Annotated in this window: 20 protein-coding genes; 19 read left to right on the forward strand and 1 reads right to left on the reverse strand. The window is 48.0% G+C overall.

Features of this window, described 5'->3' with window-relative positions; genetic code table 11:
* Positions 1-5 precede the first annotated feature (5 nt).
* The gene (locus KG631_RS11740) at positions 6-641 is read right to left on the reverse strand and encodes an XrtA/PEP-CTERM system exopolysaccharide export protein (RefSeq protein ID WP_213999906.1); all 636 of its coding nucleotides are present in this window, start codon (positions 639-641) and stop codon (positions 6-8) included.
* Positions 642-823: 182 nt separating this feature from the next.
* Between KG631_RS11740 and KG631_RS11745 the strand changes: the two genes are divergently transcribed.
* The 19 genes from KG631_RS11745 to KG631_RS11835 all read left to right on the forward strand — a co-directional run bounded on the left by KG631_RS11745 (position 824) and on the right by KG631_RS11835 (position 24,171).
* Positions 824-2,233 carry a TIGR03013 family XrtA/PEP-CTERM system glycosyltransferase gene (locus tag KG631_RS11745; RefSeq protein ID WP_213999907.1) on the forward strand — a complete coding sequence of 470 codons (1,410 nt, stop codon included), beginning with the start codon at positions 824-826 and terminating at the stop codon, positions 2,231-2,233.
* 5 nt (positions 2,234-2,238) lie between these two features.
* Entirely contained in the window at positions 2,239-3,090 is an 852-nt protein-coding gene (locus KG631_RS11750) for an XrtA system polysaccharide deacetylase (protein WP_213999908.1), read from the forward strand.
* An 8-nt stretch (positions 3,091-3,098) separates the two neighbouring features.
* Positions 3,099-4,127: a FemAB family XrtA/PEP-CTERM system-associated protein gene (locus KG631_RS11755; protein WP_213999909.1), complete on the forward strand. Its 1,029-nt coding sequence runs from the start codon at positions 3,099-3,101 to the stop codon at positions 4,125-4,127.
* A 3-nt stretch (positions 4,128-4,130) separates the two neighbouring features.
* A complete protein-coding gene (gene xrtA, locus KG631_RS11760) occupies positions 4,131-5,663 on the forward strand; it encodes an exosortase A (protein ID WP_213999910.1) in 1,533 nt (510 codons plus the stop codon).
* Positions 5,660-6,790 (forward strand): TIGR03088 family PEP-CTERM/XrtA system glycosyltransferase, encoded by a 1,131-nt coding sequence (locus KG631_RS11765; RefSeq protein ID WP_213999911.1) that lies wholly within the window; start codon positions 5,660-5,662, stop codon positions 6,788-6,790. Before xrtA ends, KG631_RS11765 begins: the two co-directional genes overlap by 4 nt.
* A 16-nt stretch (positions 6,791-6,806) precedes the next feature.
* Complete coding sequence (locus KG631_RS11770) at positions 6,807-8,705, forward strand: XrtA/PEP-CTERM system amidotransferase (RefSeq protein WP_213999912.1); 1,899 nt, start codon at positions 6,807-6,809, stop codon at positions 8,703-8,705.
* 2 nt (positions 8,706-8,707) lie between these two features.
* On the forward strand, positions 8,708-10,627 hold the full coding sequence (asnB, locus tag KG631_RS11775) for an asparagine synthase (glutamine-hydrolyzing) (protein WP_301003780.1): 1,920 nt from the start codon (positions 8,708-8,710) through the stop codon (positions 10,625-10,627).
* Positions 10,624-11,850: a TIGR03087 family PEP-CTERM/XrtA system glycosyltransferase gene (locus KG631_RS11780; RefSeq protein ID WP_213999914.1), complete on the forward strand. Its 1,227-nt coding sequence runs from the start codon at positions 10,624-10,626 to the stop codon at positions 11,848-11,850. The genes asnB and KG631_RS11780 overlap by 4 nt, the downstream gene beginning before the upstream one ends.
* Positions 11,847-13,163 carry a nucleotide sugar dehydrogenase gene (locus tag KG631_RS11785; RefSeq protein WP_213999915.1) on the forward strand — a complete coding sequence of 439 codons (1,317 nt, stop codon included), beginning with the start codon at positions 11,847-11,849 and terminating at the stop codon, positions 13,161-13,163. The genes KG631_RS11780 and KG631_RS11785 overlap by 4 nt, the downstream gene beginning before the upstream one ends.
* Complete coding sequence (locus tag KG631_RS11790) at positions 13,160-14,164, forward strand: hypothetical protein (protein WP_213999916.1); 1,005 nt, start codon at positions 13,160-13,162, stop codon at positions 14,162-14,164. Before KG631_RS11785 ends, KG631_RS11790 begins: the two co-directional genes overlap by 4 nt.
* Position 14,165: 1 nt before the next feature.
* Positions 14,166-15,449: a TIGR04063 family PEP-CTERM/XrtA system glycosyltransferase gene (locus KG631_RS11795; protein ID WP_301003781.1), complete on the forward strand. Its 1,284-nt coding sequence runs from the start codon at positions 14,166-14,168 to the stop codon at positions 15,447-15,449.
* Positions 15,436-16,551, forward strand: coding sequence for a glycosyltransferase (locus KG631_RS11800; RefSeq protein ID WP_213999917.1), 1,116 nt, complete (start codon positions 15,436-15,438; stop codon positions 16,549-16,551). The genes KG631_RS11795 and KG631_RS11800 overlap by 14 nt, the downstream gene beginning before the upstream one ends.
* Complete coding sequence (locus tag KG631_RS11805) at positions 16,544-17,866, forward strand: putative O-glycosylation ligase, exosortase A system-associated (protein WP_213999918.1); 1,323 nt, start codon at positions 16,544-16,546, stop codon at positions 17,864-17,866. The genes KG631_RS11800 and KG631_RS11805 overlap by 8 nt, the downstream gene beginning before the upstream one ends.
* The gene (locus KG631_RS11810) at positions 17,859-19,211 is read left to right on the forward strand and encodes an AMP-binding protein (RefSeq protein WP_213999919.1); all 1,353 of its coding nucleotides are present in this window, start codon (positions 17,859-17,861) and stop codon (positions 19,209-19,211) included. The genes KG631_RS11805 and KG631_RS11810 overlap by 8 nt, the downstream gene beginning before the upstream one ends.
* Entirely contained in the window at positions 19,186-20,460 is a 1,275-nt protein-coding gene (locus tag KG631_RS11815; protein ID WP_213999920.1) for a hypothetical protein, read from the forward strand. The genes KG631_RS11810 and KG631_RS11815 overlap by 26 nt, the downstream gene beginning before the upstream one ends.
* Positions 20,461-20,483: 23 nt before the next feature.
* Positions 20,484-20,630 (forward strand): hypothetical protein, encoded by a 147-nt coding sequence (locus KG631_RS11820; protein ID WP_213999921.1) that lies wholly within the window; start codon positions 20,484-20,486, stop codon positions 20,628-20,630.
* A gap of 108 nt (positions 20,631-20,738) precedes the next feature.
* Positions 20,739-22,259 carry a lipopolysaccharide biosynthesis protein gene (locus KG631_RS11825; protein WP_213999922.1) on the forward strand — a complete coding sequence of 507 codons (1,521 nt, stop codon included), beginning with the start codon at positions 20,739-20,741 and terminating at the stop codon, positions 22,257-22,259.
* Positions 22,256-23,161: a hypothetical protein gene (locus tag KG631_RS11830; protein ID WP_213999923.1), complete on the forward strand. Its 906-nt coding sequence runs from the start codon at positions 22,256-22,258 to the stop codon at positions 23,159-23,161. Before KG631_RS11825 ends, KG631_RS11830 begins: the two co-directional genes overlap by 4 nt.
* Entirely contained in the window at positions 23,161-24,171 is a 1,011-nt protein-coding gene (locus KG631_RS11835; RefSeq protein ID WP_213999924.1) for a polysaccharide deacetylase family protein, read from the forward strand. Before KG631_RS11830 ends, KG631_RS11835 begins: the two co-directional genes overlap by 1 nt.
* The last annotated feature ends 66 nt before the right edge of the window (positions 24,172-24,237 follow it).

Here is a 24,237-nt window from a genome sequence, read left to right on the forward strand (position 1 = left end):
AATTTCTAGAACCATGCTTCAGGGATAATCACAATATCGCCCGGTAAAATATCAACGTTAGCGCTGATGTTGCCGTCGCGGATCAAATCGTCAAGTCTCAGGTCATAAGTAACCTGGCCGCCACTGCTGGTCCTCACCAGCTTAGCACCGTTGCCGTCGGCAAACTCAGTCAGGCCGCCAACTGCAATCATCAGGTCAAGTACCGTCATATATTCCCGGTAACTTACAGCCTGTGGATTGGTCGCCTCACCGATAACCCTTACCTGCTCGCTGTAAGGACCAACAAAGTTTGATACAGAAACGGTAACAACCGGGTCACGAATATACTTACCCAGTATTTGTTCCATATCACGGGCTACCTGGGTGGGTGTTTTACCACTTACAGGCACATCTTCTACCAATGAGGTGGAGATTTTGCCATCAGGTCTGACAATAAAGCTGCCTGATAACTCCGGGTTGCGCCAGACAAAAATACTCAGACTGTCGTTGGGGCCGACCAGATACTGATAATTTGATACAGAGGTGGTCAGGGATTCCTGTACCGTAGCCCGGGGAAGTTGCCGGCTACTGGAACAAGCCGTGATAGTACTTAGTGAAACCAGCACCACTACCAGTGCCGCTAAGAGTCGGTTTGCAATCATAAAACGCGTCCTTTTGTTTGCTGCGGGCTTAATATAACGCAAAACTTTACCCTTGTGCTGCATTTTTTGAAAATTAAATTTATATTTTATTCTAGAAAAAGCACGATTTTTAAGCTAGATTAGTCCTCACAGTGCAGCAGTTGGAAGCTCTGCACAAGCAACAAACGCACAAGGAAGTCGTTATGGGCACGTATCGCCGACACGGAAAGAGTACCATCGCAGACAAGCTGTTCCTGATTAGCGAAGTTTCTCTGCTATGTTTGTCAAGTTTAGTTGCCAGTTATTTGTACAATAACCTTAATCCGCATATTCCTCTCGATTACAGACTTATTAATGCCGCCTTATTTGCTGCAACAGTTATGTTGTGTGCTTTATCTGTCGGTTTATACGATCAGAAATTGAGAGAAAGCCACAGCGGTATAATCAAACGCGTTCTCATCACGTTGCTTTTTAGTGCGGTAATGCTGGAAGGTATAATTTTTAACCTGTTCCCATTTTTACACATCAGCGCCCTATACCTTGCTGTGGCATCAGTCATTGCACTTTTCAGCCTCACCGGGTTCAGGGCACTGTTTCATTACAACGACATTACCCGGATTAGTCGCCGCCGCGTTCTGGTTCTTGGCGCCGGTGAGCGTGCATCCATAATTGAGCGCAGAATGCGTCGGAACGTCGATAAGCGTTTTTTCGAGATTGTGGGTTTTGCACATATTGATGGCGACAGGTCGGCAAGTATACCGGCGGAAAAACTGATCACCTTCGACTACAAAGAAAACCTGTTTCAGTACGTCATTGATAACGGCATTGACCAACTCGTTATCGCCTGTGACGAGCGTCGCAATATGTTACCGGTTGAACATCTGTTTAAATGTAAAAGCCGTGGCATTGAAGTCATTGAAATACTGGATTTTATCGAGCGGGAAACCGGCCAGATTGCAGTTAATCTCATCTACCCCAGCTGGATTATTTACGGTAATGGTCTGGATTTAAATCAGCGTTTTAAAACCAATCTTGATTACAAACTTAATTTGATACTGGCCGTCATGTTACTTGCTGTTACCTGGCCCATCATGCTGCTTACTGCCTTACTTATTTATCTGGAAGATGGTCGTAAAACCGGTGCGTCGGTGTTCTACCGGCAGGTCCGGGTAGGATTCGATGGCAAACCTTTTTACATTCTGAAGTTCCGGAGTATGAAACCTGATGCTGAGAAAAATGGTGCTCGCTGGGCCAGTGCCGATGACGACAGGGTGACCCGGGTTGGTAAGTACATTCGAAAATACCGGATAGACGAGCTGCCACAGTTAATGAATGTTTTAAAAGGTGAAATGGGCTTTGTTGGCCCAAGACCAGAACGGCCGGAATTCGTCAATGAACTGGTAAAAGACATTCCTTACTACAGCCAGCGCCACAATGTTAAACCGGGCCTTACCGGTTGGGCTCAGTTGAAATATCCTTACGGTGCAACGGCTGAAGATGCTCAGGAAAAGTTAAAATTTGACTTGTACTACATTAAGCACCGCAGTTTGTTGCTTGATCTGATGATTCTGATCCGTACAGTTGAAATTGTGTTATTTGGTAAAGGGCGTTAGAAATAATGAACAAACGTAGTTCCGTGTTCAGTGCCCTGACAGTGGATGTTGAAGATTATTTTCATGTTGCCGCTTTTGAGCGCAATATTGCACCAGCTGACTGGGATAGCATGCCAGCCCGGGTAGAATACAATACCAATCAGTTGCTTAATCTTTTTGATACCCATCAGGCAAAAGCCACTTTTTTCATGCTGGGTTGGGTCGCTGAGCGCTTTCCGGGACTGGTCCGGGAAATTCATCAACGCGGTCATGAAGTGGCCAGCCATGGTTTTAATCATAGTAAAGCCACCAGTCAGAGCCCGGATGAATTTCTGCAGGATGTCAGCCGCGCAAAAAACCTGCTTGAAGATATAACAGGTAACGCGGTGACCGGCTACCGGGCCCCCAGTTTTTCGATCGGTAAACAAAATGAATGGGCTTTTGCAGCCTTAACACAAGCCGGCTATCAATACAGTTCCAGTACTTACCCGGTCATCCACGACTTGTACGGTACGCCCGATTGGCCACAACAACCTTATTTACGCGACGAAGGGATTTGGGAATGCCCAATGCCAGTACTATCGATGCTGGGGCGGCAATTGCCCATCGCTGGTGGTGGTTATTTCCGCTTACTGCCCTACTGGTTAACCCGCCGGCTTATTTCGCGTTATGTAAAGCAAAAAGATATTCCCTACATGTTTTACTGCCACCCTTGGGAAATTGATCCCGAGCAACCGCGGATACAAGATGCGCCTTTAAAATCGCGATTTCGGCATTATGTTAATTTAAGCAGAATGGAAGCGAAAATAGGTTGTTTACTGCAAGATTTTAATTGGCGGTCAGTAAACGAAGTATACCAACCTTATTTTAAAAGCTAAGGATTAGCATGTATCAGGTATCAGGCTTAGCGCTGGATGACAAGCGCAATGCAGATTGGGACAAATTTGTAAAAGACAGCTCTGAGGGTAGTTTTTTTCATCTTGCTGGCTGGCAGCAGGTACTGGCAGATCTTGGCCATCAGGGTTTTTATTTATACGCTACCTGTGAGCAACAAATTGTTGGTGTGTTACCGCTGGCAAGAGTTAAAAGCCGTCTATTTGGTGATGCTTTAGTATCCACCCCTTTTTGTGTTTATGGTGGCGCTATTGGTCCGGATGAAGTTAAACGCTTGCTGGAGCAAAGCGCAATTTCTCTGGCCAGCGAGCTTGGGGTCGACCATCTTGAGTTACGCTATCGTTATCCTCAGAACAACCAGTTAACTACCCGCATTCAACATGCAACTTTCCAGTGCCCGTTAGCCGACAGTGACGCCGAAATTCTAGCCGGAATTAAAAAGAAACAACGGGCCGTCATCCGGCAATCGTTGAATCAACAGCTCAGTTTCACCCTGGATAACAGCTTAGATAATTTCTATCAAACTTATTCAGAAAGTGTCAGAAACCTGGGTACACCGGTTTTCAGTAAAACCTATTTTCAATCCCTGTTAAAAGTATTTGGCGATGATGCTGAAATCCTGACCGTACGCAAGGACGGCAAAGCTGTCTCCAGTGTTCTCAGCTTTTATTATAACCAGCAGGTTTTACCCTACTATGGCGGAGGTATCAGTGAAGCCCGCGAGCTGAAAAGTAATGACTTTATGTACTATCAGCTAATGTGCCACGCCAGAGCTGACCGAGATTGCAACAGTTACGATTTTGGCAGGAGCAAAGTTGACTCGGGTGCCTACAGTTACAAAAAGCACTGGGGGATGATCCCGCAAGAGCTGCATTACCAGTACCAGTTAATCAATGCCAGTGCTTTGCCAAACCTTAGCCCGAACAACCCTAAATATCAGCTGTTTATTAAGTTATGGCAAAAGCTGCCCCTCAGCATTAGTCAATGGCTGGGACCTAAAATTTCCCGGTATCTGGGGTAGCCAATGAAGAACAAAGTCAGCATGTCTCATTTATCAAGTCCGGCACGCAGCTATGCTATTACCCTGACAGTGTTTTTAGTTGTCTGGCTGCTTAGTTTTGCGGAAACCTTATGGTCCATGGTTACTATCTGGTTGCGGTCCGATACCTATGCCCACGGCATATTAATTTTCCCAATCAGCCTGTATCTAATCTGGCGAAAACGCCAGCAAATCGCCGCTACCCGACTGAGTCCATCTGCCCCGCCTATACTGTTTTTGTTTATTCTGGTTACGGTCTGGTATTTTGCTAACGCCGTGGCCGTTAATGTCGTCAGTCAGCTTGCAGTAGTACTGATGCTGCCGGTTCTGGTTTGGCTGTGCTGTGGCTGGCCGCTGTTAAAGCTACTGCGGTTTCCGCTGTGTTACCTGTTGTTTGCAGTACCAATGGGTGAAAACCTGGTGCCCTGGCTGCAAGACATAACAGCAGACATTACCGTGGCGGCACTGCAACTAAGTCAAATTCCGGTGTACCGGGATGGATTGTACCTGACAACCCCCACCGGGTTATTTCTGGTCGCTGAAGCCTGCTCTGGTATTCGCTATTTAATTGCCTCTGTCGCCTTAGGCACCCTATACGCTTACCTGACCTACACCAGCAGAGTTAAACAACTGGTCTTTTGTCTGGCTGCGATAATTGTTCCTATTGTGGCTAATGGCCTGCGTGCCTACGGTATAGTGTTAATCGCCTCCCTGACCGATATGAAACATGCTGTCGGCGTTGATCACTTGATTTACGGCTGGCTGTTTTTTGGTATCATCATTTTTATAATGTTTTATGTTGGTGGTTTTTTTGCAGATAAAAAACCACCACAATCCCAAAGCCGCTCTGCACAGCTTAAACCTGTTTCAGGTACCATACTGTTGAGCGGGGTCAGTGTTATGTTGTTACCGATGCTCGTCACGCTGCTATTACCCCCCCTTGCACAGCAGCCCTTGTTCAGTACCAAACAACTTGAACAAAGTCTGGCTCCGGCCGGCAACACCATTGCATTACCTCAATTTACCGATAGCTCAGCAAAGTTGGCTGGTATCTGGCAGCGCGAAAGCCACGATATCTGGTTTTATGCGGCTTTTTATCAGCATATAGATGATAAAAAGTTAGTCAGTTGGCATAACCAGCCTTATCAGACGGCAAAATGGACACCCGCTACCAGCCAACGCCGGAATTTACAAATCGGTCAGCAAAGTCTGGTGTTGCAGGAAGTGGACCTGCGAGCCTCAAACGGCCAGAGAAGAATGCTCTGGTATTGGTACGGTAGCGGTAATTATTTCTCAGCCGACCCATACCTGATTACCGCAATGCAGGCACTGGGCAAGGTGTTCCACTTCAGTCAGCATGGTAGCTTTTACGCACTAAGTGTTTACTATGATGACGACCCGGAACATGCCAGCCGCATCTTAGAGCAGGAACTGACTGAACGGTTTAGTTTAATTGCCACGGCAAATTCGTCAGAACCAGCAGAACTGAGTCTGGCACAGCAGGCTCAACAGCCATGACAGTTCATATTTGTCATTTGCTGTGGAGTTTCAGAACCGGGGGGCTGGAAAATGGTGTGGTTAATTTAATTAATCAACTTGAGCCAGGCGAATTCCGGCACAGCATCATTTGCCTGACAGACTATGATCAGGCGTTTTTCTCCCGGATACAGCGGGACAATGTGCACATTTACTGTTTGCATAAACGTCCGGGCCACGACTTATCCTCATTCTGGCGATGTTGGCGGTTGTTACGTCAGCTTAAACCGGATATCTGTCATAGCCGTAATCTGGCTGCTATGGAGTATCAGGCCGCGGCTATGCTGGCCAGAATACCGTTGCGGCTCCATGGTGAGCATGGCTGGGATTTAACTGATCTGGCGGGTCAGAATAAAAAATATGTACTGCTAAAGCGCTTGTTTAAAAAAATCATCCATCGCTATATCTGCCTGTCAGAAGAAGGCCGCCACTACCTGCAAAACGTGGTAGGTGTCTCGTCAAACCGGCTCAGCAAAATCTGCAATGGTGTAGACACGCAGCGCTTCACCCCCGAAAGCCCTGAACTAAGCGTTTTACCTGAGCCTCTGGTGACAGGTGACAGAATTATTTTCGGTACCGTTGGCCGGATTGCCGATGTTAAAAATCAACAATTGCTGGTGGCTGCCTACATTGAGCTGTGCCAGCAGCACAAAACCTTTCAACAAACAACCGCGCTGGTCATAATCGGCGATGGCCCGACAAGAACGCAATTGCAACAGCAACTGGCAACTGCAGGCCTGCATAGCCAATGCTGGCTACCGGGAGACAGAAACGATATTGCCGCCATTTTGCCGGATTTGTCAGTATTTGTGTTGCCCTCACTGGCAGAAGGCATCTCCAACACCATTCTCGAAGCAATGGCTTGCGCCCTGCCCGTTATTGCCAGTAACGTTGGTGGTAATGCCGAATTGGTAGAGCCGGAGCAAACTGGTTGGCTGTTTAGCAGTAACAACAAATCACAGTTGCAGCAGTTAATGTTGCAGTGTCAACAAGCGCCGACGGAGCTGCAGCGCCTCGGCAGCAATGCCAGGGCTGCAGCAGAGCAGAAATTTAGTCTCGGTACTATGGTAGCCGCCTATCGGCACTTGTATCTTGATGGTAGTAAATAACAGGAAGGTTAAACAGATGTGCGGTATTGCCGGAATTTTACAGCTAAACAACACCAATCAGGTTAACCAGAGCGTCCTGAAAGTTATGAATACGCTGCAATCACATCGCGGCCCGGACGATGATGGTTATCATTTTGAAGCGGGTGTTGGCCTTGCGCACCGCCGCTTATCAATTATTGACATCGCCGGTAGCCATCAACCGCTGTTTAATGAAACCGGTGACGTGGCTGTTGTTTTTAATGGTGAAATTTATAATTTTGCTGAACTCACAGTAGAGTTAAAAGCGCTTGGCCATGTTTTTGCCACTCACGGCGATACCGAAACGATTGTCCATGCCTGGGAAGAATGGGGAGTGGACTGTGTTCAGCATTTTCGCGGCATGTTTGCTTTTGCAATATGGGATCGCACTAAACAGCAGCTTTTTCTGGCACGCGACAGAATGGGCATTAAACCTTTATTTTATAGTTTACTTCCCAGCGGTGAATTGCTGTTTGGCTCAGAACTAAAAGTGCTGACCGCCCATCCGGAATTTGATAAAGGGCTATATTATCAAGGCATAGAGGACTATTTTACTTTTGGTTATATTCCTGAGCCGCACACTATTTATGCCAATAGCTATAAGCTAAACCCCGGACATTACCTGTTGATCGATAAAACCAGGCCGGCAACGCTGAAGCAAACTCAGTACTGGGATGTTGACTTTAGTCAGGCAGTTTTAACCGAACAACAGGTAAAAGCTGAATTGCTCGACCGGTTAAAAGAAGCGGTCGATATCCGGCTAATCGCTGAAGTACCGCTGGGCGCTTTTTTATCCGGTGGGGTCGATTCCAGCGCTATTGTCGCCCTGATGGCCCAGTTACAGCAGGATAAAGCCGTCAACACCTGCTCCATTGGCTTTGACGATCAGCAATTTGATGAAAGTGACTATGCCAGTCAGGTTGCCAGGCAGTATCAAACCAACCATCGCAGTGGTATGGTCGACCGTGATGACTTCTCGCTTATTGACAAACTGGCTGCGCTTTATGACGAACCTTATGCCGACAGCTCTGCAATGCCAACCTACCGGGTTTGTCAGTTAGCCCGTAAACATGTAACAGTTGCGCTGTCCGGCGATGGTGGTGATGAGCTGTTTGGTGGTTACCGTCGCTACCGTTACCAGTTACATGAAGAAAAAATGCGCAGTATTATGCCCCAGGCCATCCGTCAGCCGTTATTTGGTATGCTGGGCAAGGTTTATCCGAAACTGGACTGGGCACCGCGCTTTGTCAGAGCAAAAACCACCTTTCAGTCGCTGGCAATGAATGCCGTTTCCGGCTACTGCAATACTATGTCGATTATGCGCTCTGATGCCAGAGCTGCGCTATTTTCTCCACAACTAAAACAGAAACTAGCCGGCTATCAGTCAGTAGAGGTATTTAAACGCCACGCGGCCAACGCTAATACCGATGATCCACTAAAGCTGGTGCAATACCTGGATATGAAAACCTATCTGGTAGGCGATATCCTGACTAAAGTGGACCGGGCAAGTATGGCCCACTCCCTGGAGGTGCGGGTGCCGCTACTGGACCACAAATATGTGGAATGGGCCAGCCGGCTGCCAAGCAATATGAATATCAGTGGTAATGAAGGAAAAGCCGCCTTTAAACAAGCACTGGAGCCCCACTTACCGCATGATATTCTGTACCGCAAAAAAATGGGCTTTGCTGTGCCGCTGGCCAGTTGGTTTCGCGGCCCGCTGAAGCAAACTCTGCAACAGGCCTTAAATTCAGAAGCGCTGGCCGATTCCGGTTTGTTTAATCAGAATTATATTCAGCAGTTATATCAACAGCATGTTTCGGGTAAACGTGATCACAGCTCAGCACTATGGACGCTGCTAATGTTTTCCCAGTTTTATCGCCAGCAGTTGGGGCAGTAACTATGTGTGGTATTCATGGCGTTGTTGCCTTAAAACGACCGCAGCAGTTTCCGGCACAATGGCTTGACCTGATGGGTGATATTACCGCCCATCGCGGCCCGGATGACAGTGGCAGTTATCTGAACAACAATATTGCGCTGGGTATGCGCCGGTTGTCGGTTATCGATTTAAGCGGCGGCCAGCAACCTATCAGCAATGCTGACGGCAGCCTGGTACTGGTATGTAACGGTGAAATATATAACTATCGTGAACTGCGGACGCAACTGGCCGACAGTTACCCCTTTAAAACCCAGTCCGATGTTGAGGTCATTCTGGCGCTGTATCAGCAATACGGTGTGGAGTGTCTGCAGCATTTAAACGGCATGTTTGCCTTTGCGCTGTGGGACAATAACCTACAGCAATTGCTGGTGGCACGGGATCGACTTGGTATCAAACCCTTATATCTGTGCCAGCACGATGGCTATCTGGCCTTTTCAACCGAAAGCAAAGCTATCCTGGCGTTACCCGGTATTGAAGCGGAAGTTTGCCCGCAAGCCCTTGAGCAATATCTGCAATTGGGCTACGTTCCTGCCCCCTACTCCATGTTCAAGGGAATTCAGAAGCTCGAGGTCGCCAGTTATCTGCTAATTAACGACAAAGGAATGCAGCAGCACCAGTATTGGCAGCCCGACTTTGCACAAAGCGAGCAACTAAGCGAGCAAAGCTGGGCCAGGAAAATCCGCATCCAACTGGAAAGCTCGGTCGCCATGCAAATGGTTAGTGACGTGCCAATAGGTGCTTTTTTATCCGGTGGTGTAGATTCCAGTGCTGTGGTTGCCCTGATGTCAAAACATAGTAAGGGACCTGTCCAGACTTACGCCATAGGTTTTGACACCGGTGATGCCGCCAGTTTTTATAATGAGCTACCCTATGCCCGCGCCGTGGCTGAGCAGTTTGGCACAGAACACCGTGAAATCCTGGTAAAACCCGACGTAGTCAGTCTGCTGCCAAAATTACTCTGGCACATGGACGAGCCTATTGCTGACAGCGCCTTTATTACGACCTATCTGGTATCTGAGTTTGCCCACAAAGACGTTACTGTTATTTTATCGGGTGTCGGTGGCGATGAACTGTTCGGCGGTTATCGTCGCTACCTCGGTGAACACTATTTACAGAAATACCGTCGACTGCCGGCGTGGATACGACAAAAACTGCTGGTGCCTGTGGCAGGAAAACTCCCCAGTGACCGCCACTCAAAACTGCTCAACACCCTACGCCTGACCAAAGCTTTTATCCAGTCAGCGGAGCTGGATGATGCCGAACGTTATCAGCGTTACATGCAGGTATTCAGTCAACAGCAAACGGAGCAACTGTTAAACTGTGACAAACCAGTCAGTATTGTAAAACAGCATTATCAGTTCAGTCATGCCAAACAGGGGCTATGGCGCATGTTTGATACCGATAGACAAAGCCAGTTACCAGACGATTTATTGTTATTAACCGATAAAATGACCATGGCAACTTCGCTGGAATGCCGGGTACCCTTTCTTGATCATCAAATGGTTGAACTGGCGGTAAAAATTCCACAAAGCCTGACCATGAAAAACGGCCGGCTAAAGCACCTGTTAAAAGAGTCGCTAAGCGACATTTTGCCTGCCAGTATCCTTGATCGGCCCAAACGCGGTTTCGGCGCCCCACTCGGGGCCTGGTTAAAGCAGGAATTGGCAGCAATGTTGCGGTTATTTGTTAACCGCGAAACCATAGAAAGCCGCGGTTTACTCAACTGGCCCATTATTGAACAAACACTTAATCAGCATTTCAGCCAACAGGAAGATCACACCGATCACTTGCTGGCGCTGATGAATCTGGAGATCTGGTGCCGCTTATATTTAGACAAGCAAAGCGCCGGGCAAATATCAGAGACAATCAGGACGTCGTTATGAAAATACTATATGTTTGTCACCGTTTCCCTTTTCCGCCGAAGCGCGGCGGCAAAATTCGCCCTTTTAATATGATCCGCCACTTTACTGAGCAGGGTCATCAGGTGTATGTCGCATCACTGGCCCGCAGTCCGGAGGAAGCGGCAGACGGTGAAGGCATTAAACAGTATTGTCATCATTATTATGCGGCCGTGGTAAAGGAGCCAGTCCAGTTTGCCAGGATGATCCTGCGGCTACCGTTGCTGACCCCGTCATCAATGGGTTATTTCTTCAGCCATGATTTAAATAACCATATAAAAGGCTTACTGGCAGAACATAAGTTTGACCTGATTTTTGTTCACTGCTCATCTGTTGCGCAATATGTCGCCGGGGTAACGGATACCCCTAAGTTACTCGATTTTGGCGATATGGACTCGCAAAAATGGTTAGCTTACCGGGCTTTCAAACCATTTCCGCTTAGTCTGGGCTATTACCTGGAAGGTCAGAAAATGTTGCGGGCGGAAAAACGCCTGGCCCGGCGCTTTGACTTATGCAGCTGCACCACTAAAGCCGAACTGGCCACCCTGCAAAGCTACAATACCCAGGTGCCAACGGCCTGGTTCCCTAACGGCGTAGACACCGACTACTTTAACCCTGGTACCGCATCTTACGAGCATCACAGTATTTCTTTTATCGGCCGGATGGATTACTACCCCAATCAGGAAGCTATGCTGCAGTTCTGCCGGCAAACCCTGCCATTAATCCGGGAGCAAATACCTGATGTTAAGCTGTATATCGTCGGCGCAGAACCCAGTGCCGCAATTCGGGCATTAGCCAATTTACCTGGTGTTGTGGTTACCGGCTCAGTGCCGGATGTCAGGCCCTATATAATCAACACTGCAGCTATGGTGGCACCGCTTAATATCGCCCGCGGCACCCAGAATAAAATTCTGGAGGCCATGGCCATGGCCGTGCCGGTTGTCAGTAGCAGCCAGGCCGCTGGTGGTATAGATGCAATTGTTAATCAGCATTTTTTAATTGCCGACACGCCCTCTGAGTATGCCAATGCTCTGGTAAAACTGATGCGTAATCCGTCATACCGGCAGCAACTGGCAGAGGCAGGCCGGCAGCGGATGCTGACTCATCATCAATGGCACTTGTCCATGCAACAGTTAGACAGCATAGTGCAACAATGTATAAACTTACATCAGGAAAAACAGCTGACACAAAGGGAAGTGCAAATATGAATATCAGTATTTTTGGTTTAGGTTATGTCGGTGCCGTGTCGCTGGCGTGTCTGGCTCGTGATGGTAATAAAGTTATCGGGGTAGATATTGACCCGGTAAAACTGGAACTGATTAAAAGTGGTCAGTCGCCGGTAATCGAAGAAGGTATGCCAGAGCTGATGGCGGCGATGGCTGCCAGTGGCCGGGTCAGCGTAACTCAAGACGTCCAACAGGCCATTGATGACAGTGACGTGTCGTTTATCTGTGTCGGTACACCGTCTCAGACTAACGGCAGTCAGGATCAGTCAGCAGTACTGCGTTTAGCCGAGCAGCTTGGTAAAGCGTTAGCCACTAAAAGCAGTCGCCACACTATCGTATTTCGTTCTACCCTGCTGCCAGGTACGGTAGAAGGCAGTTTAAAAAACTTGTTAGAACAACATTCCGGCAAACAAGATGGCGTAGATTTTGATATCTGTTTCCAGCCCGAATTTCTGCGTGAAGGCAGCTCCATTAAAGATTACGATAACCCGCCTTTCACTATCGTTGGCGCTAATAACGAAGCAGCCCACCAGCAGATGCAGCGATTGTTTGGTCATTTGCCCGGTCAGTATCACCGTACCGATGTAAAAACTGCAGAAACCGTTAAATATTTTTGTAACATCTTTCACGCCCTGAAAATAACCTTTGCCAATGAAGTGGCCAGATTGTGTGAAGGCCTGACCGTCGACCCGTTTAAAGTCATGGATTTAGTCTGTGCCGATAAACAATTGAATATTTCACCGGCCTATTTAAAACCCGGCTTTGCGTTTGGTGGTTCCTGCCTGCCAAAAGATTTACGGGCCATGCAATATGTTGCCAAACAGGCAGATATTGAAATTCCGATGTTATCTCAGGTGCTGTCATCTAATCAGGTACATCTGCAACAGGCCTATAAAAAAATTCTGGCGCTGGGCTCACGGGATATCGGCATGATCGGTCTGAGCTTTAAATCAGGCACCGATGATTTGCGGGAAAGCCCGCTGGTTGACCTGGCCGAACACCTTATCGGTAAAGGTATGCATTTAAGTATTTTTGACCCGGAAGTTAACCTGTCCCGGCTGCTTGGCGCCAATAAACGCTTTATTGAAGAATCTATTCCCCATATTGGCCAGCTGATGACCAGTGATATTGAACAGCTGCTGGCAAATAATAAGGTAATAGTGCTGGGATTAAACGACAAACATATCGTTGAACAGGTATTGGCAGGGTTGACACCTGAGCATATTCTGGTTGATCTGGTACACCTGAAACAAATTGCCGACGTTCGTGGCCGCTATATCGGGTTATGCTGGTGAACAGGTTAATCAGCTGGCGCAGCTGCCTGGTAATTGTGACGATGATGGTCTTGCCGGTGGCACTGCTGGTGGCAAACTTCAATTCAGGTACCGAGCTGGTGCGGCTGCGTAATGCTATGGTATTTAATGTGATCAGCATTGAGCAAAGCCAGTGGCCCGGCGATCAGTTTCCGGCGTCGTTTAAACAGGAAAATGCGCCGCTGCCTGATGCGATTGCCAAGGTGGTGATCAATCCGCAACAGACTGGCAACCAGCAAAGTGCTGCCGAGCCGCTGGCCTTAATGTTGCAGCAAGCTGCAGTGTTAAACCTGGATCAGCGCCGTCGTGGCGGCGCCATTCAGGCCGATGTCAGCACGACCCTGGCAGAAATTCAGCAACAACGCGGCTACTGTGCCGACTACACTGAAGTTATTAATGTATTTGGCCACGCGCTGGATATTCCGGTACGGGAATGGGCACTGGCATTTGATGGTTTTGGCGGCCACGGCCACGCTATCAATGAAATATGGGACCAACAAGCGCAGCGCTGGATTATGCTCGACGTGTTTAACGGCTTTTATCCGGTAAACCAGCAACAGCAACCGATGTCGGTACTGGAGTTTAAACAGCAGCTAATTGCCGATCGTAGTCAAATCACGCTGGTCAGATTATCCGATCAGACCTTTGGTTTTAAAGATGACGCCATGGCGCTCGATTATTATCACAATGGCCGTCATCAGTTTTATTTGTGGTGGGCCAATAACAATATCAGTTATGACGAGCACCCCCTGATTAAACTGGCTGCCAGTGTCTCCCCTCACCTGGAGCAAATGGTGGCCATTATCAGCGGTCAGTTCCCGCAACTTATGGCGATAGCAGAGCCAGAAAATCTGCATATGATCAACAATATGCAGAGGCTGAAGTATATGCTCTGGGTATTGTTCTTCTATGAGGTATTGCTGGCGCTGTTGTTACTGGCCATGCTGATTACGCTGTTCACCCGACGACGCTCAAGGAAGTAATATGGAGCAGGAAAACATGGTGCAGGAAAGTATAGCGCAACCCCAACAGAAACAACAAGACGTGGCGCAGCAAGCACAATTACAGGTTTTACATGTATTTGACCACTCTGTACCGCTGCACAGTGGCTATGCATTTCGCAGTCTGGCCATTTTACAACAACAGCAGCGACTGAATATCAGTACCCGGCAGCTTACCAGCAGCAAACATTATTTAGCCGGGCCCGCTGAAGAGCAGATAGCGGGTTTAACATTTCACCGCACTAAACCGGGTTTACTGGCAAAACTGCCGGTACTAAGCCAGCTTGATGTTATCAGTCAGCTGGAACGCCAGCTCACCAGGATGGTAAAGCAACAAAAACCGGATATCATCCATGCCCATTCGCCTTCCCTCAATGCACTGGCGGCGGCCAAAGTGGCCAAACGCTTTAATATTCCGCTGGTATATGAAATGCGCGCCTCCTGGGAAGATGCCGCGGTCAGCCATGGCAGTTGTAAAGAAGGCGACTTGCGCTACCGGCTTGGCCAGTATCTGGAGAAGAAGGCGCTCAGAAGTGCCGATTACGTTGTGACCATTTGCCAGGGTTTAGCTGATCAGATTGCACAATGGGGCGTTGCCAAAGATCGGATTGCCGTCGTCGCTAACGCGGTTGATATCAGCGCGTTTAACCCGGTGGTCAGCAAAGATCAGGAACTGGAACATAGCCTGAATTTACAGGGTAAAACGGTATTGGGCTTTCTGGGCTCATTTTACCGTTATGAGGGGCTGCACATTCTGCTTGATGCCTTTGCTCGTTTGCAGCCGCAGCACCCGGATCTCAGACTATTACTAGTCGGCGGCGGCTTACAAGAAGCGGCGCTCAGAGCGCAGGCAAAAGATCTGAATATCAGTGACTACATTATATTTACTGGCCGGGTCGACCACCACACCATCAGCCGCTATTACAGCCTGGCCGATATGTTTATTTATCCGCGCCAGGCCATTCGTTTAACCGAGATGGTTACGCCGCTAAAGCCGCTGGAAGCCATGGCCCAGCAAGGCCTGGTAGTTGCCTCTGATATCGGTGGTCACCGGGAGCTGATCCGTCACAACGACACCGGCATCCTGTTTGAGCCGGATAACCCGGCGCAGTTAGCTATCGTGTTGGACGAGTTGCTGAATAACCGTGAAGACTGGCCAAGAATAAAACAAAACGGCCGCAACTTTGTCGCCCAAGAACGAACCTGGCAGCATACCGTAGCGGCCATTCTGCCGGTTTATCAGCAGGTGTTACGTGAACGTAACTAAACAGACCGGGCGCGTGAGCTCGCCGCTGGTGGTAACTCTGGTGGGCCCCGTGCCGCCGCCGGCAGGCGGTATGGCCATGCAAACCGCACAATTATTACGCTTGCTGACTGAAACCAGCCAGCTTGAGGTCAAGCTGGTGGCAGTGAATCCGCCCTACCGGCCAGGTTGGATTGCCAACATTCCGGTACTGCGGGCCTTGTTTCGCTTAGTGCCCTACTTCTGGCAGTTACATAAGGCCTGCAAGCATACTGACGTTATTCATTTAATGGCCAATTCCGGCTGGGCCTGGCATTTATTTGCTGCTCCGGCTATCTGGATTGCTCACTGGCATAAGGTGCCGGTTATCGTTAATTACCGTGGCGGTCTGGCTGCAGACTTTTTAAAAAAACAACAGCGCTGGGTTCTGCCCTCGCTCAGAAAAGCTCACGCTATTGTCACACCCAGTGCGTTTTTACAGGGCGTCTTTGCGCAATATAAGCTGAAGTGTCAGGTCATCCCCAACATCGTCGATACCAGCATTTTTAAAGGCGAAATAAAGCCCGGTTTAGCCACTGCGCCACATTTAGTGGTTACCCGCAATCTGGAAGCGATTTACGATATTGCTAGCGCCATTCGCGCCTTTGCCATTGTCAGCAAACAGTTGCCGGAGGCCCGGCTGAGTATTGCCGGCAGCGGGCCTGAACATGCTGCGCTACAACGCCTGGTCAGCCAGTTACAGTTAACCGATAGCGTAGTGTTTTGCGGCAAACTCGATCGCCGGCAAATGGCAGACTTGTATGCCAGCGCTGATATTATGCTCAACCCCAGCACTGCCGATAATATGCCAAACTCGCTTTTAGAAGCGATGGCAGCGAATGTGCTGGTCGTCTCGACCAATGTCGGCGGCATTCCGTTTATGGTGGAAGACCAGCATGATGCTTTACTGGTAGCACCAACAGCACCTGAGCAAATGGCCGCAGCCGTGCTATGCCTGGTACAACAGCCACAACTAAGCCAACAACTAAGCAACGCCGCCCGCCACAAAGTCAACCAGTACCAACCCGACCAGGTGCTACCGGGTTGGTTGCAACTTTATCAACAACTCGGATGTGCTGATGCGTGACATAGCTCTTTTACTCATTATTATTGCCTGTATTCCACTTATTTTACGTCGGCCTTTTTTTGGCGTACTGGTCTGGTGCTGGATAAGCTATATGGTACCGCATCGCCTCGGCTGGGGTTTTATCCAAACTATGCCGGTTGCAGCAATTATTGGTTTAGTCTTTTTAGTCAGTTATTTATTCAGTAAAGAGCCAAAAAAGATCCCGCTAAGCAGCCCAGTGGTCTTTCTGCTGCTATTTAATATCTGGATGGTTATCACCTTTATTATGAGTGTGAAAGACCCGTACGTACTATCCCAATTTGAAAAAATCATGAAAATTCAGTTTTTTACCCTGATTATTCTGGCATTGCTTACCACCCGGCAACGAATTGAGCAAGCGCTATGGGTGGTAGCACTGAGTATTGGTTTTTATGGGGTGAAAGGCGGTATTTATACCATACAAACCGCCGGCGGTGGCCGGGTCTGGGGCCCCACCGGAGGCTTCTTTTTCGGCAATAACGAACTAGCCCTGACCCTGCTGATGATCTTGCCAATTCTGTTTTATTTACGCTATTTGGTGCCTACACATAAACGCTGGCTAAAATGGGGGTTGCTGGCGGCCATGGGTTTGTGCGTACTGGCAGCCTTAGGCACCCAAAGCCGCGGCGGCCTGGTCGCCTGTGTCTGTGTCGGTTTTTTCCTATGGTTAAAAGGCCCGAATAAACTCGCCATCGCTCTGGCAATCATCCTGGCAACACCGGTGGTCTACCAATTTATGCCGGACAGCTGGCATGATCGAATGGCCACCATTATCGAGCCGGATCGGGAAAGCTACGATGGCTCAGTGCAAGGCCGCTTTAACTCATGGGAAATGGCCTTCAATATGGCAAAAGACCGGCCTTTTGGTGGCGGCTTCAATGGCTTTAAGCGGGAACATTTTTATCTTTATGCCCCTGAGCCAGAACGTGTTCATGACTCGCATAGCATTTACTTTCAGATCCTGGGCCATCATGGGTTTATTGGTTTTTTCTTATGGTTGGCGATCTACCTTTGCACCTGGCGTAATGCCAAAAAAACCATCAAGCTAACTAATAAACGCGATGATTTAAAATGGGCAGCCTTGCTGGCTAAAATGCTGCAATGCAGTTTAATTGCCTATGCTGCCGGCGGCGCCTTCCTTGGTTTAGCCTACTTCGATTTACCGTATCATCTGGTAATTACTGTGGTGGCGCTTCAGGTGGTAGTGAAAAAACAATTGGCTGCTGAAAAACAACCAGAGAATGGCATGCCACATCGTCATGGCCTGAAGCCACAACTACGAGGCAGCCATGACTAGTCTGTACACTAAATTTGTAAGCAAACTGCTGTTCCGGCTGCACGAGCGGCTAAAAGGCCATAGTACTTATCAGATGCTGGCCCGGCTGGAACGTAGCCAGTGGTTAGACTCTGCCCAAATAGCAAAACTGCAGCAACAACGGCTACAGGTATTTATCACTGATATCAGCCAGCATTGCCCTTATTACCAGCAACTTTTTGCCCACGAAGGCCTGAGCGCAGCAGATATCAACAGCGTAGCCGATTTGGCAAAACTGCCCTTTTTAAGCAAACAACTTATTACCGACAATCAGCAGGCCCTGTGCAGTGAACCGCAAGACAAACTGCAGCGCTACAATACAGGCGGCTCCAGCGGCGTACCGTTAATTTTTTATATGGGTAAAGCACGGGTCAGCCATGACGTTGCCGCCAAGCTCAGAGCCACCCGCTGGTGGGGCGTGGATATTGGCGATCCGGAAGTGGTACTGTGGGGCTCACCGATTGAGCTTGGTAAACAGGACCGGATTAAAAAAATCCGCGACAGTCTGTTTCGCTCCTACCTGCTGCCCGCTTTTGAATTTACCCCTGCACATATCGAGGCTTATCTAAAGCAATTACAGCAGTTAAAACCCAAGATGCTATTTGGCTATCCGTCGGTTATCCACCAGTTAGCGTTGGCTGCTGAAGCCCGCCAACTTTCGTTGGCTGAACTTGGAATTAAAGTGGTATTTGTTACCTCGGAAATGCTGTTTGAACATCAGCGAACAGTGATTGAGCGGGTATTTAATTGTCCGGTTGCTAATGGCTATGGCGCCCGCGACGCTGGCTTTATTGCCCATCAGTGCCCGGCCGGCAGCCTGCATATCAGTGCTGAAGATATAATCGTCGAGATAATTGGTGACAATGACGAGGTGTTACCGGTTGGTGAAACCGGTGAAATCGTTGTCACCCACCTGCAGACCCAGGCATTCCCGTTTGTGCGCTATCGCACCGGCGATATGGGGCAGCTTAGCAACACCCCTTGTAAATGTGGTCGGGGCCTGCCGGTGCTAGCCCATGTCAGCGGTCGCACTACCGACTTTATGCTGACGACCGCCGGCGATAAATTGCATGCCTTATCACTGATTTATGTGTTACGGGATCTAAGTGAGATCAGACAGTTTAAAATTATCCAGCATAGCCAGACAGAAGTTGAAGTTCAGCTGGTTACTGTCGCCCCGCTCTCCCCCTCGTTGGCTGAGCAGATTATCAGTCAGTTTCAGCAGCGCCTTGGGACTGGCTGCAATATCACACTTAAGCAGCTGGACAGTATTGCCAGCTTGCCAAATGGGAAACATCGTTATGTTGAATCAAAAATGGATAGTTAACGTAAGCTGCCTGCTACTACTGTGGCTGTTGCCGATAGAAGCAGCACAGGCAACCCCGCTAGCCCCTGCTCAGATTATTGCAGTCGATTGGCATGAAGGCGATAAAAAACTGTCTGGTGCCGGTCGCAGCTATAGCTATGCCGCCGCTCATCTCAGCTGGCCTGAGCAGCAAATGGGGGCTTGGGTCGATAGCAACATGGTCTTTCTCGGTAAACAGGCTTTTGCAAAGCAGCAAATTAACGGCTCACAGCAAGGTCAAAGCGTAACCTGGCAGGTTACGGAACTGGTTAGGCGCATTGTTAATAGTGATCATCAGGCTATAGACCTGCTACTGCATGGGCAGGAAAGCAAAGGTAACAGCGTTTTTCATAGCAAAGAGTCCGCAAACAATAAAGCGCCTAAATTAATCATCACTACTTCAACCGGCAACACAATTGAATCCAGCGCAGCAATGGATACTTATCTGGATAGCAGCACTTTTCGCTCGCTTGGCCACAGTAAGAATTTAAAAGCAGGCCGCCAAAACGTTGTTTTGCTGCAATTTAATAAGCCCAACTTGACTGCTGATGAGACCATTGTTTCTGCAGAGCTACAACTCGTTTTAAAAAAACAATATGGTTCAGGTGATCTCGGCGTATTCTGGCTTGCTCAACAGCGCCACAAACCAGCTAAACTGGCAGAATTTACTACGAAGCAAATTATTTTTAAGGAAGAATTTTCTGACAGTAACTGGGCCGCTAACTGGAGCAGCCTGGACCGGCGCAGCCTTGCTGAACAGGCAAAAGCACCCCAGCGGACCGATAATACAGCGCTGAAAGTCGAGTTTAACCCAGCCCAGAACACCGCGCTTAATCTGGTTCTGCTGTTAAAATCAATTCAGGCTGAAGAGCCGGAAGCCTTATATTTCCAGTACGATTTGTACCTTAATGACAACTGGCTGGCAACCAAAGGGGGCGGCAAATTCCCCGGCTTAGCTGGTACTTATAACAGAGCGGGCTGGGGCGGCCGCTCCGCTGATGGCAAAAATGGCTGGTCGGCCCGCGGTCAGTTTGGCGATACCATAGAAAGTGATGATAAATTTAACAACAGCACCCCATTAGGCTTTTATGCCTATTATCCGGACAATGGCCAGAACCATGGTGCAGCCTTGTACTGGGATACCGGCAGCAACCCGATAAAGCCCGGCAAATGGTACCGGCTCACCCAGTACGTTAAGCTTAATACCCCGGTGAGCAAAACGGTGTACTAAAAGCCTGGGTTGACCAGCAGCAGGTGTTTGAGCGCACAGATATTCGCTTTCGGGACACCAGCGATCTGAAAATAGAGCGGCTATGGCTGAATTTCTATCATGGTGGCACAGCTAAACCCGTCCAGGAAATGGAGCTGTATATCGATAATGTAATACTGGCTACCGATTAATTGTTTTAGCCGCTAAATCAGCAGCCAATTTAGCCTCGCTACTGGCTATTCCGGTGCAATATTGGTATAAATGCACGGTAATTTACTCAATAAAATGGATTTTTTGTAATGCCCTCCCCCTCCGGCCAGGAAAGCCAGGAACAACATAATAAAACTCAGAATAAAGTTTATTCTGGTTCCGTTTTTATGCTGATTACCCGCTTAAGTATTAAGTCTATTGGCTTAATCAGCACAATTTTTCTAGCACGTTTACTTACTCCGGAAGATTTTGGGGTGGTAGCTATTACAGTGGCAATTTACGCCTTTATTGAGCTGTTTGGTGCGCTGGCACTCGGTACCGCTCTAATTCAGCAAAAGACCAATAATCTGGACGACTACAACAGTGCCTGGACTTTTAATGTGTTATTTGGCGTTGTTGCGGCAATCAGTCTGACGCTGGTCGCTCCATTGGTAGCGGAATTTTATAGTGACGAGAGACTCAGACATGTTCTTTATGTGATGGCTTTCGTCAGCATTGTGTCAGGTATACATAATATCGGCGTTGTGAATTTCAGAAGAAATTTAAATTTTCGGAAGGAGTTGCAGCTACAACTAGTACCAAAATTAATAAGCTTTGTAGTTACGCTCACCCTCGCCTTTATATTGCGTAATTATTGGGCGCTGGTACTTGGCGTTCTGTGCAATCAACTAGTGACTACCGTTTACAGTTTTATGATGCATCCATTCCGGCCACGGATATGTTTTAGTTCGTTTAATAAACTATTTAAGTTTTCCCGCTGGCTATTGTTAAATAACATAGTTCATTTTATTAATGATAAAGTCAGCCAGCTGGTAGTGGGTAAAGTACTGTCACCTGCGGCGTTAGGCTTTCTCTCGTTAAGCAAAGAAATAGGTCAATTACCTACATCACATATGGCGGTACCGATTAATATAGCGACCTTCCCGGTTTATTCGCGGTTTCAGGATAATCCGATTGAGCTAAGAAAGGCCTACTTAAATACTGCTGCCTTGACGGCCAGCCTGACTATTCCCGCTTCCATTGGCATAGCCTTGATCGCGCCACTACTGGTTAGTGTATTGCTGGGTGAGCAATGGTTAAATATGGTACCGCTGCTGCAATTGCTGGCATTAGCTAATATGTTTTTTAGCATTACCTCTAACAATAGTTATATTTATTTGGCGGCCGGTAAGCCACATATTTCATTTTTAATTAACTTCAGCCGGCTGGCCGTTTTTTTTGCGCTGTTTATTCCGTTACTCGAATACAATGGTTTAATAGGTATCGGTCAGGCCCGGCTTGGCGCGACCCTGTTAATGGTGTTGATAGTGCAGGCTGCAGTAATCAGGTTTCTAAAACTACCTGTACGCGATTTACTTAAAGCGTTTATCAGGCCGGCATTAGCAGGACTAATAATGGCTTTAGTAGTTTGGGGCGTGCAATCGTCTATAAGTTTAACTGTACCACTGCTGCAATTATTGCTGGAAACCCTGACTGGCGTTATCAGCTATAGTCTGATTACCTTGGCTATCTGGCATCTACAGGGCTACCCCGAAGGGTTTGAGCATAATATTTTCAGTCGATTGCGCTTAAAGAACTTTCCGCCAAAAGCTGGTGGGCCATTGCCATGACCGATACTTTGGCTAATATTCAGCAAACGGCGCTGCAGCAATTACAGCTGAGCCCGCTGTTACAAAACAATGAAAGCAATGAAGTGTTACAACACCTACAGCAACAGTGTTATTCGATAAGAGCTTATCAGGCATACAATCAGCGGCCTGACTTACTGACAGAGTTAAATAACCTGCCGGCACAGCTTGGCTGTAGTAAGGCTCAGCTGGCTAGATTACTGATTTTAAAATTGCTAACAGAGTTTTCATTGCAACAATTACCAGTGGCCATAACTAATGATATAAGTAAGAACTACCAACGCAGTATCCAACGAATTTTTCAGCTGTGGGCCCACCGCTCAGAAACCCAACTGCCAGCGACAGATGACCGGTTTCTAAAAGATATTGGCTTATTAACCGGTGCTCTGCTGCCTTGTGCTGAACGAGTTGTTGAGCCGTTTTCCGCTATACAGCGTTCATTACTTTACACTCATGGTATAACTCAGGCTGTAGGCTTTGTTCGGGCGTTAATAGCCGCCAGGGGCAATAAGCCGGTTTGCCGGCTGCATATTCATTTGTCAGAAATAAGTCAGTTGACCGCCTCCGGCTGGCGCCTCACATGCCAGCAGTTGGGTGAGTTATTGCTGCTTAATCCACAACTTAAGGGCGTGGTTGGTGCCTGTTGGTTTTATGATCCGGCTATCGCTACCGTCAGCCCAAAACTGGCTTTTATCAGTGAACTGCTAAACGAAATGCAGGCCAGCTGGTTTTATTCCCATGCAGAGGGTGAAAAAAGTGGCGCCTTCAGCCGCTCCGAATCACGTAAACAAGCCTATGAAGCTGGCCAGTACCAACCGAAAAACTATGTTATTTTTATTCCCAGAAAACGGCTGCTCGCCTGGCATAAAAGGCAGACCACCTGATGAAAACGATTATTTTAACATTATGCCAATGGCTTGGCCTGTTTAGCCTGGCAAAAATACTTACTGCCAGAAGGCCACGAATTCTTTGTTACCATGGTATTGCGGTAGAGGATGAGCACCTTTTTTCACCCGGGGTGTTTATGCAAAGCAGCACCTTTGCCAGACGCATGGCGCTAGTGGCGAAATGGGGTTATAAGCCGGTATCGCTCGATGAGTTATACCGGCAACATCATGCTGGCCAATATGGCAAAGATACCCTGGTAATTACCATAGATGATGGCTGGGCCGCCATTGAGTACGGAATGCTACCGGCACTTAAAAAGCATAACTTTCCGGCAACCTTATATTTATGCACTTATTTCGTTGTAAATCAGAGGCCGGTATTTAAGCTGGCTGTTTATTACTTATTCTGGAAATATAAAGGCCCTTTAACCCTTTCAGACAGCAGCTGCTTAAAGCCTTATACAACTCTGCAGCAATTAGGTATTAATGAACTATTAAAACTGGCTGCAGAACTGGGCTCAGCTTTCGAGCAACCCATTTTGCAAGAGCTGGCAGATTGCTTTGATGAAGATCTGACTAATTGGCAATACACCTGCAAATTAATGTTTCTTTCTCCCGAAAAAGTCACAGCGCTGGCTAAGCAGGGGCTTGCTATCGAGCTTCATACCCATCGACATAAGTTCTTGAAGCTTGACTCAGCTGAAATGACTAAAGAGATAATCGATAATCAGCACGTGATATCACAACTTACTGGCAAAATTGCACAACATTTTTGTTACCCAAGTGGTAATCATCGGCCAGAGCAGCTGCACGTGCTAAATAACATGGAGTTAAAAACTGCTACAACCACGGAAAATGGTCTGGTCAACGCTCGGAGTCACCCTCTTACACTTCCCCGCCTGATGGACAGGGATAATATTAGTGACCTGGAATTTGAAGCAGAGTTATGCGGTGTAATGACGCTACTGCGCGAGCTAACGTCTTTTTTTAAAAGAGGCCGACAATGATCAGCGGTAATTACAAAAGGTTGAGCGATACCCTGAAGATGTTAAGAAAGGAAGCAAAACTGGCCG

It is taken from the genome of Arsukibacterium sp. (genome assembly GCF_018402695.1).
GTDB lineage: Bacteria > Pseudomonadota > Gammaproteobacteria > Enterobacterales > Alteromonadaceae > Alishewanella.

What these genes read in the sequence shown, in the direction of transcription:
- KG631_RS11785 (WP_213999915.1), top strand. Translation starts at nt 11,847, where the DNA reads ATGAATATCAGTATTTTTGGTTTAGGTTATGTCGGTGCCGTGTCGCTG.
- KG631_RS11770 (WP_213999912.1), top strand. Translation starts at nt 6,807, where the DNA reads ATGTGCGGTATTGCCGGAATTTTACAGCTAAACAACACCAATCAGGTT.
- KG631_RS11750 (WP_213999908.1), top strand. Translation starts at nt 2,239, where the DNA reads ATGAACAAACGTAGTTCCGTGTTCAGTGCCCTGACAGTGGATGTTGAA.
- KG631_RS11745 (WP_213999907.1), top strand. Translation starts at nt 824, where the DNA reads ATGGGCACGTATCGCCGACACGGAAAGAGTACCATCGCAGACAAGCTG.
- KG631_RS11780 (WP_213999914.1), top strand. Translation starts at nt 10,624, where the DNA reads ATGAAAATACTATATGTTTGTCACCGTTTCCCTTTTCCGCCGAAGCGC.
- KG631_RS11815 (WP_213999920.1), top strand. Translation starts at nt 19,186, where the DNA reads ATGTTGAATCAAAAATGGATAGTTAACGTAAGCTGCCTGCTACTACTG.
- KG631_RS11795 (WP_301003781.1), top strand. Translation starts at nt 14,166, where the DNA reads ATGGAGCAGGAAAACATGGTGCAGGAAAGTATAGCGCAACCCCAACAG.
- KG631_RS11765 (WP_213999911.1), top strand. Translation starts at nt 5,660, where the DNA reads ATGACAGTTCATATTTGTCATTTGCTGTGGAGTTTCAGAACCGGGGGG.
- xrtA (WP_213999910.1), top strand. Translation starts at nt 4,131, where the DNA reads ATGAAGAACAAAGTCAGCATGTCTCATTTATCAAGTCCGGCACGCAGC.
- KG631_RS11825 (WP_213999922.1), top strand. Translation starts at nt 20,739, where the DNA reads ATGCCCTCCCCCTCCGGCCAGGAAAGCCAGGAACAACATAATAAAACT.
- KG631_RS11755 (WP_213999909.1), top strand. Translation starts at nt 3,099, where the DNA reads ATGTATCAGGTATCAGGCTTAGCGCTGGATGACAAGCGCAATGCAGAT.
- KG631_RS11810 (WP_213999919.1), top strand. Translation starts at nt 17,859, where the DNA reads ATGACTAGTCTGTACACTAAATTTGTAAGCAAACTGCTGTTCCGGCTG.
- KG631_RS11805 (WP_213999918.1), top strand. Translation starts at nt 16,544, where the DNA reads ATGCGTGACATAGCTCTTTTACTCATTATTATTGCCTGTATTCCACTT.
- KG631_RS11835 (WP_213999924.1), top strand. Translation starts at nt 23,161, where the DNA reads ATGAAAACGATTATTTTAACATTATGCCAATGGCTTGGCCTGTTTAGC.
- KG631_RS11740 (WP_213999906.1), bottom strand. Translation starts at nt 641, where the DNA reads ATGATTGCAAACCGACTCTTAGCGGCACTGGTAGTGGTGCTGGTTTCA.
- asnB (WP_301003780.1), top strand. Translation starts at nt 8,708, where the DNA reads ATGTGTGGTATTCATGGCGTTGTTGCCTTAAAACGACCGCAGCAGTTT.
- KG631_RS11830 (WP_213999923.1), top strand. Translation starts at nt 22,256, where the DNA reads ATGACCGATACTTTGGCTAATATTCAGCAAACGGCGCTGCAGCAATTA.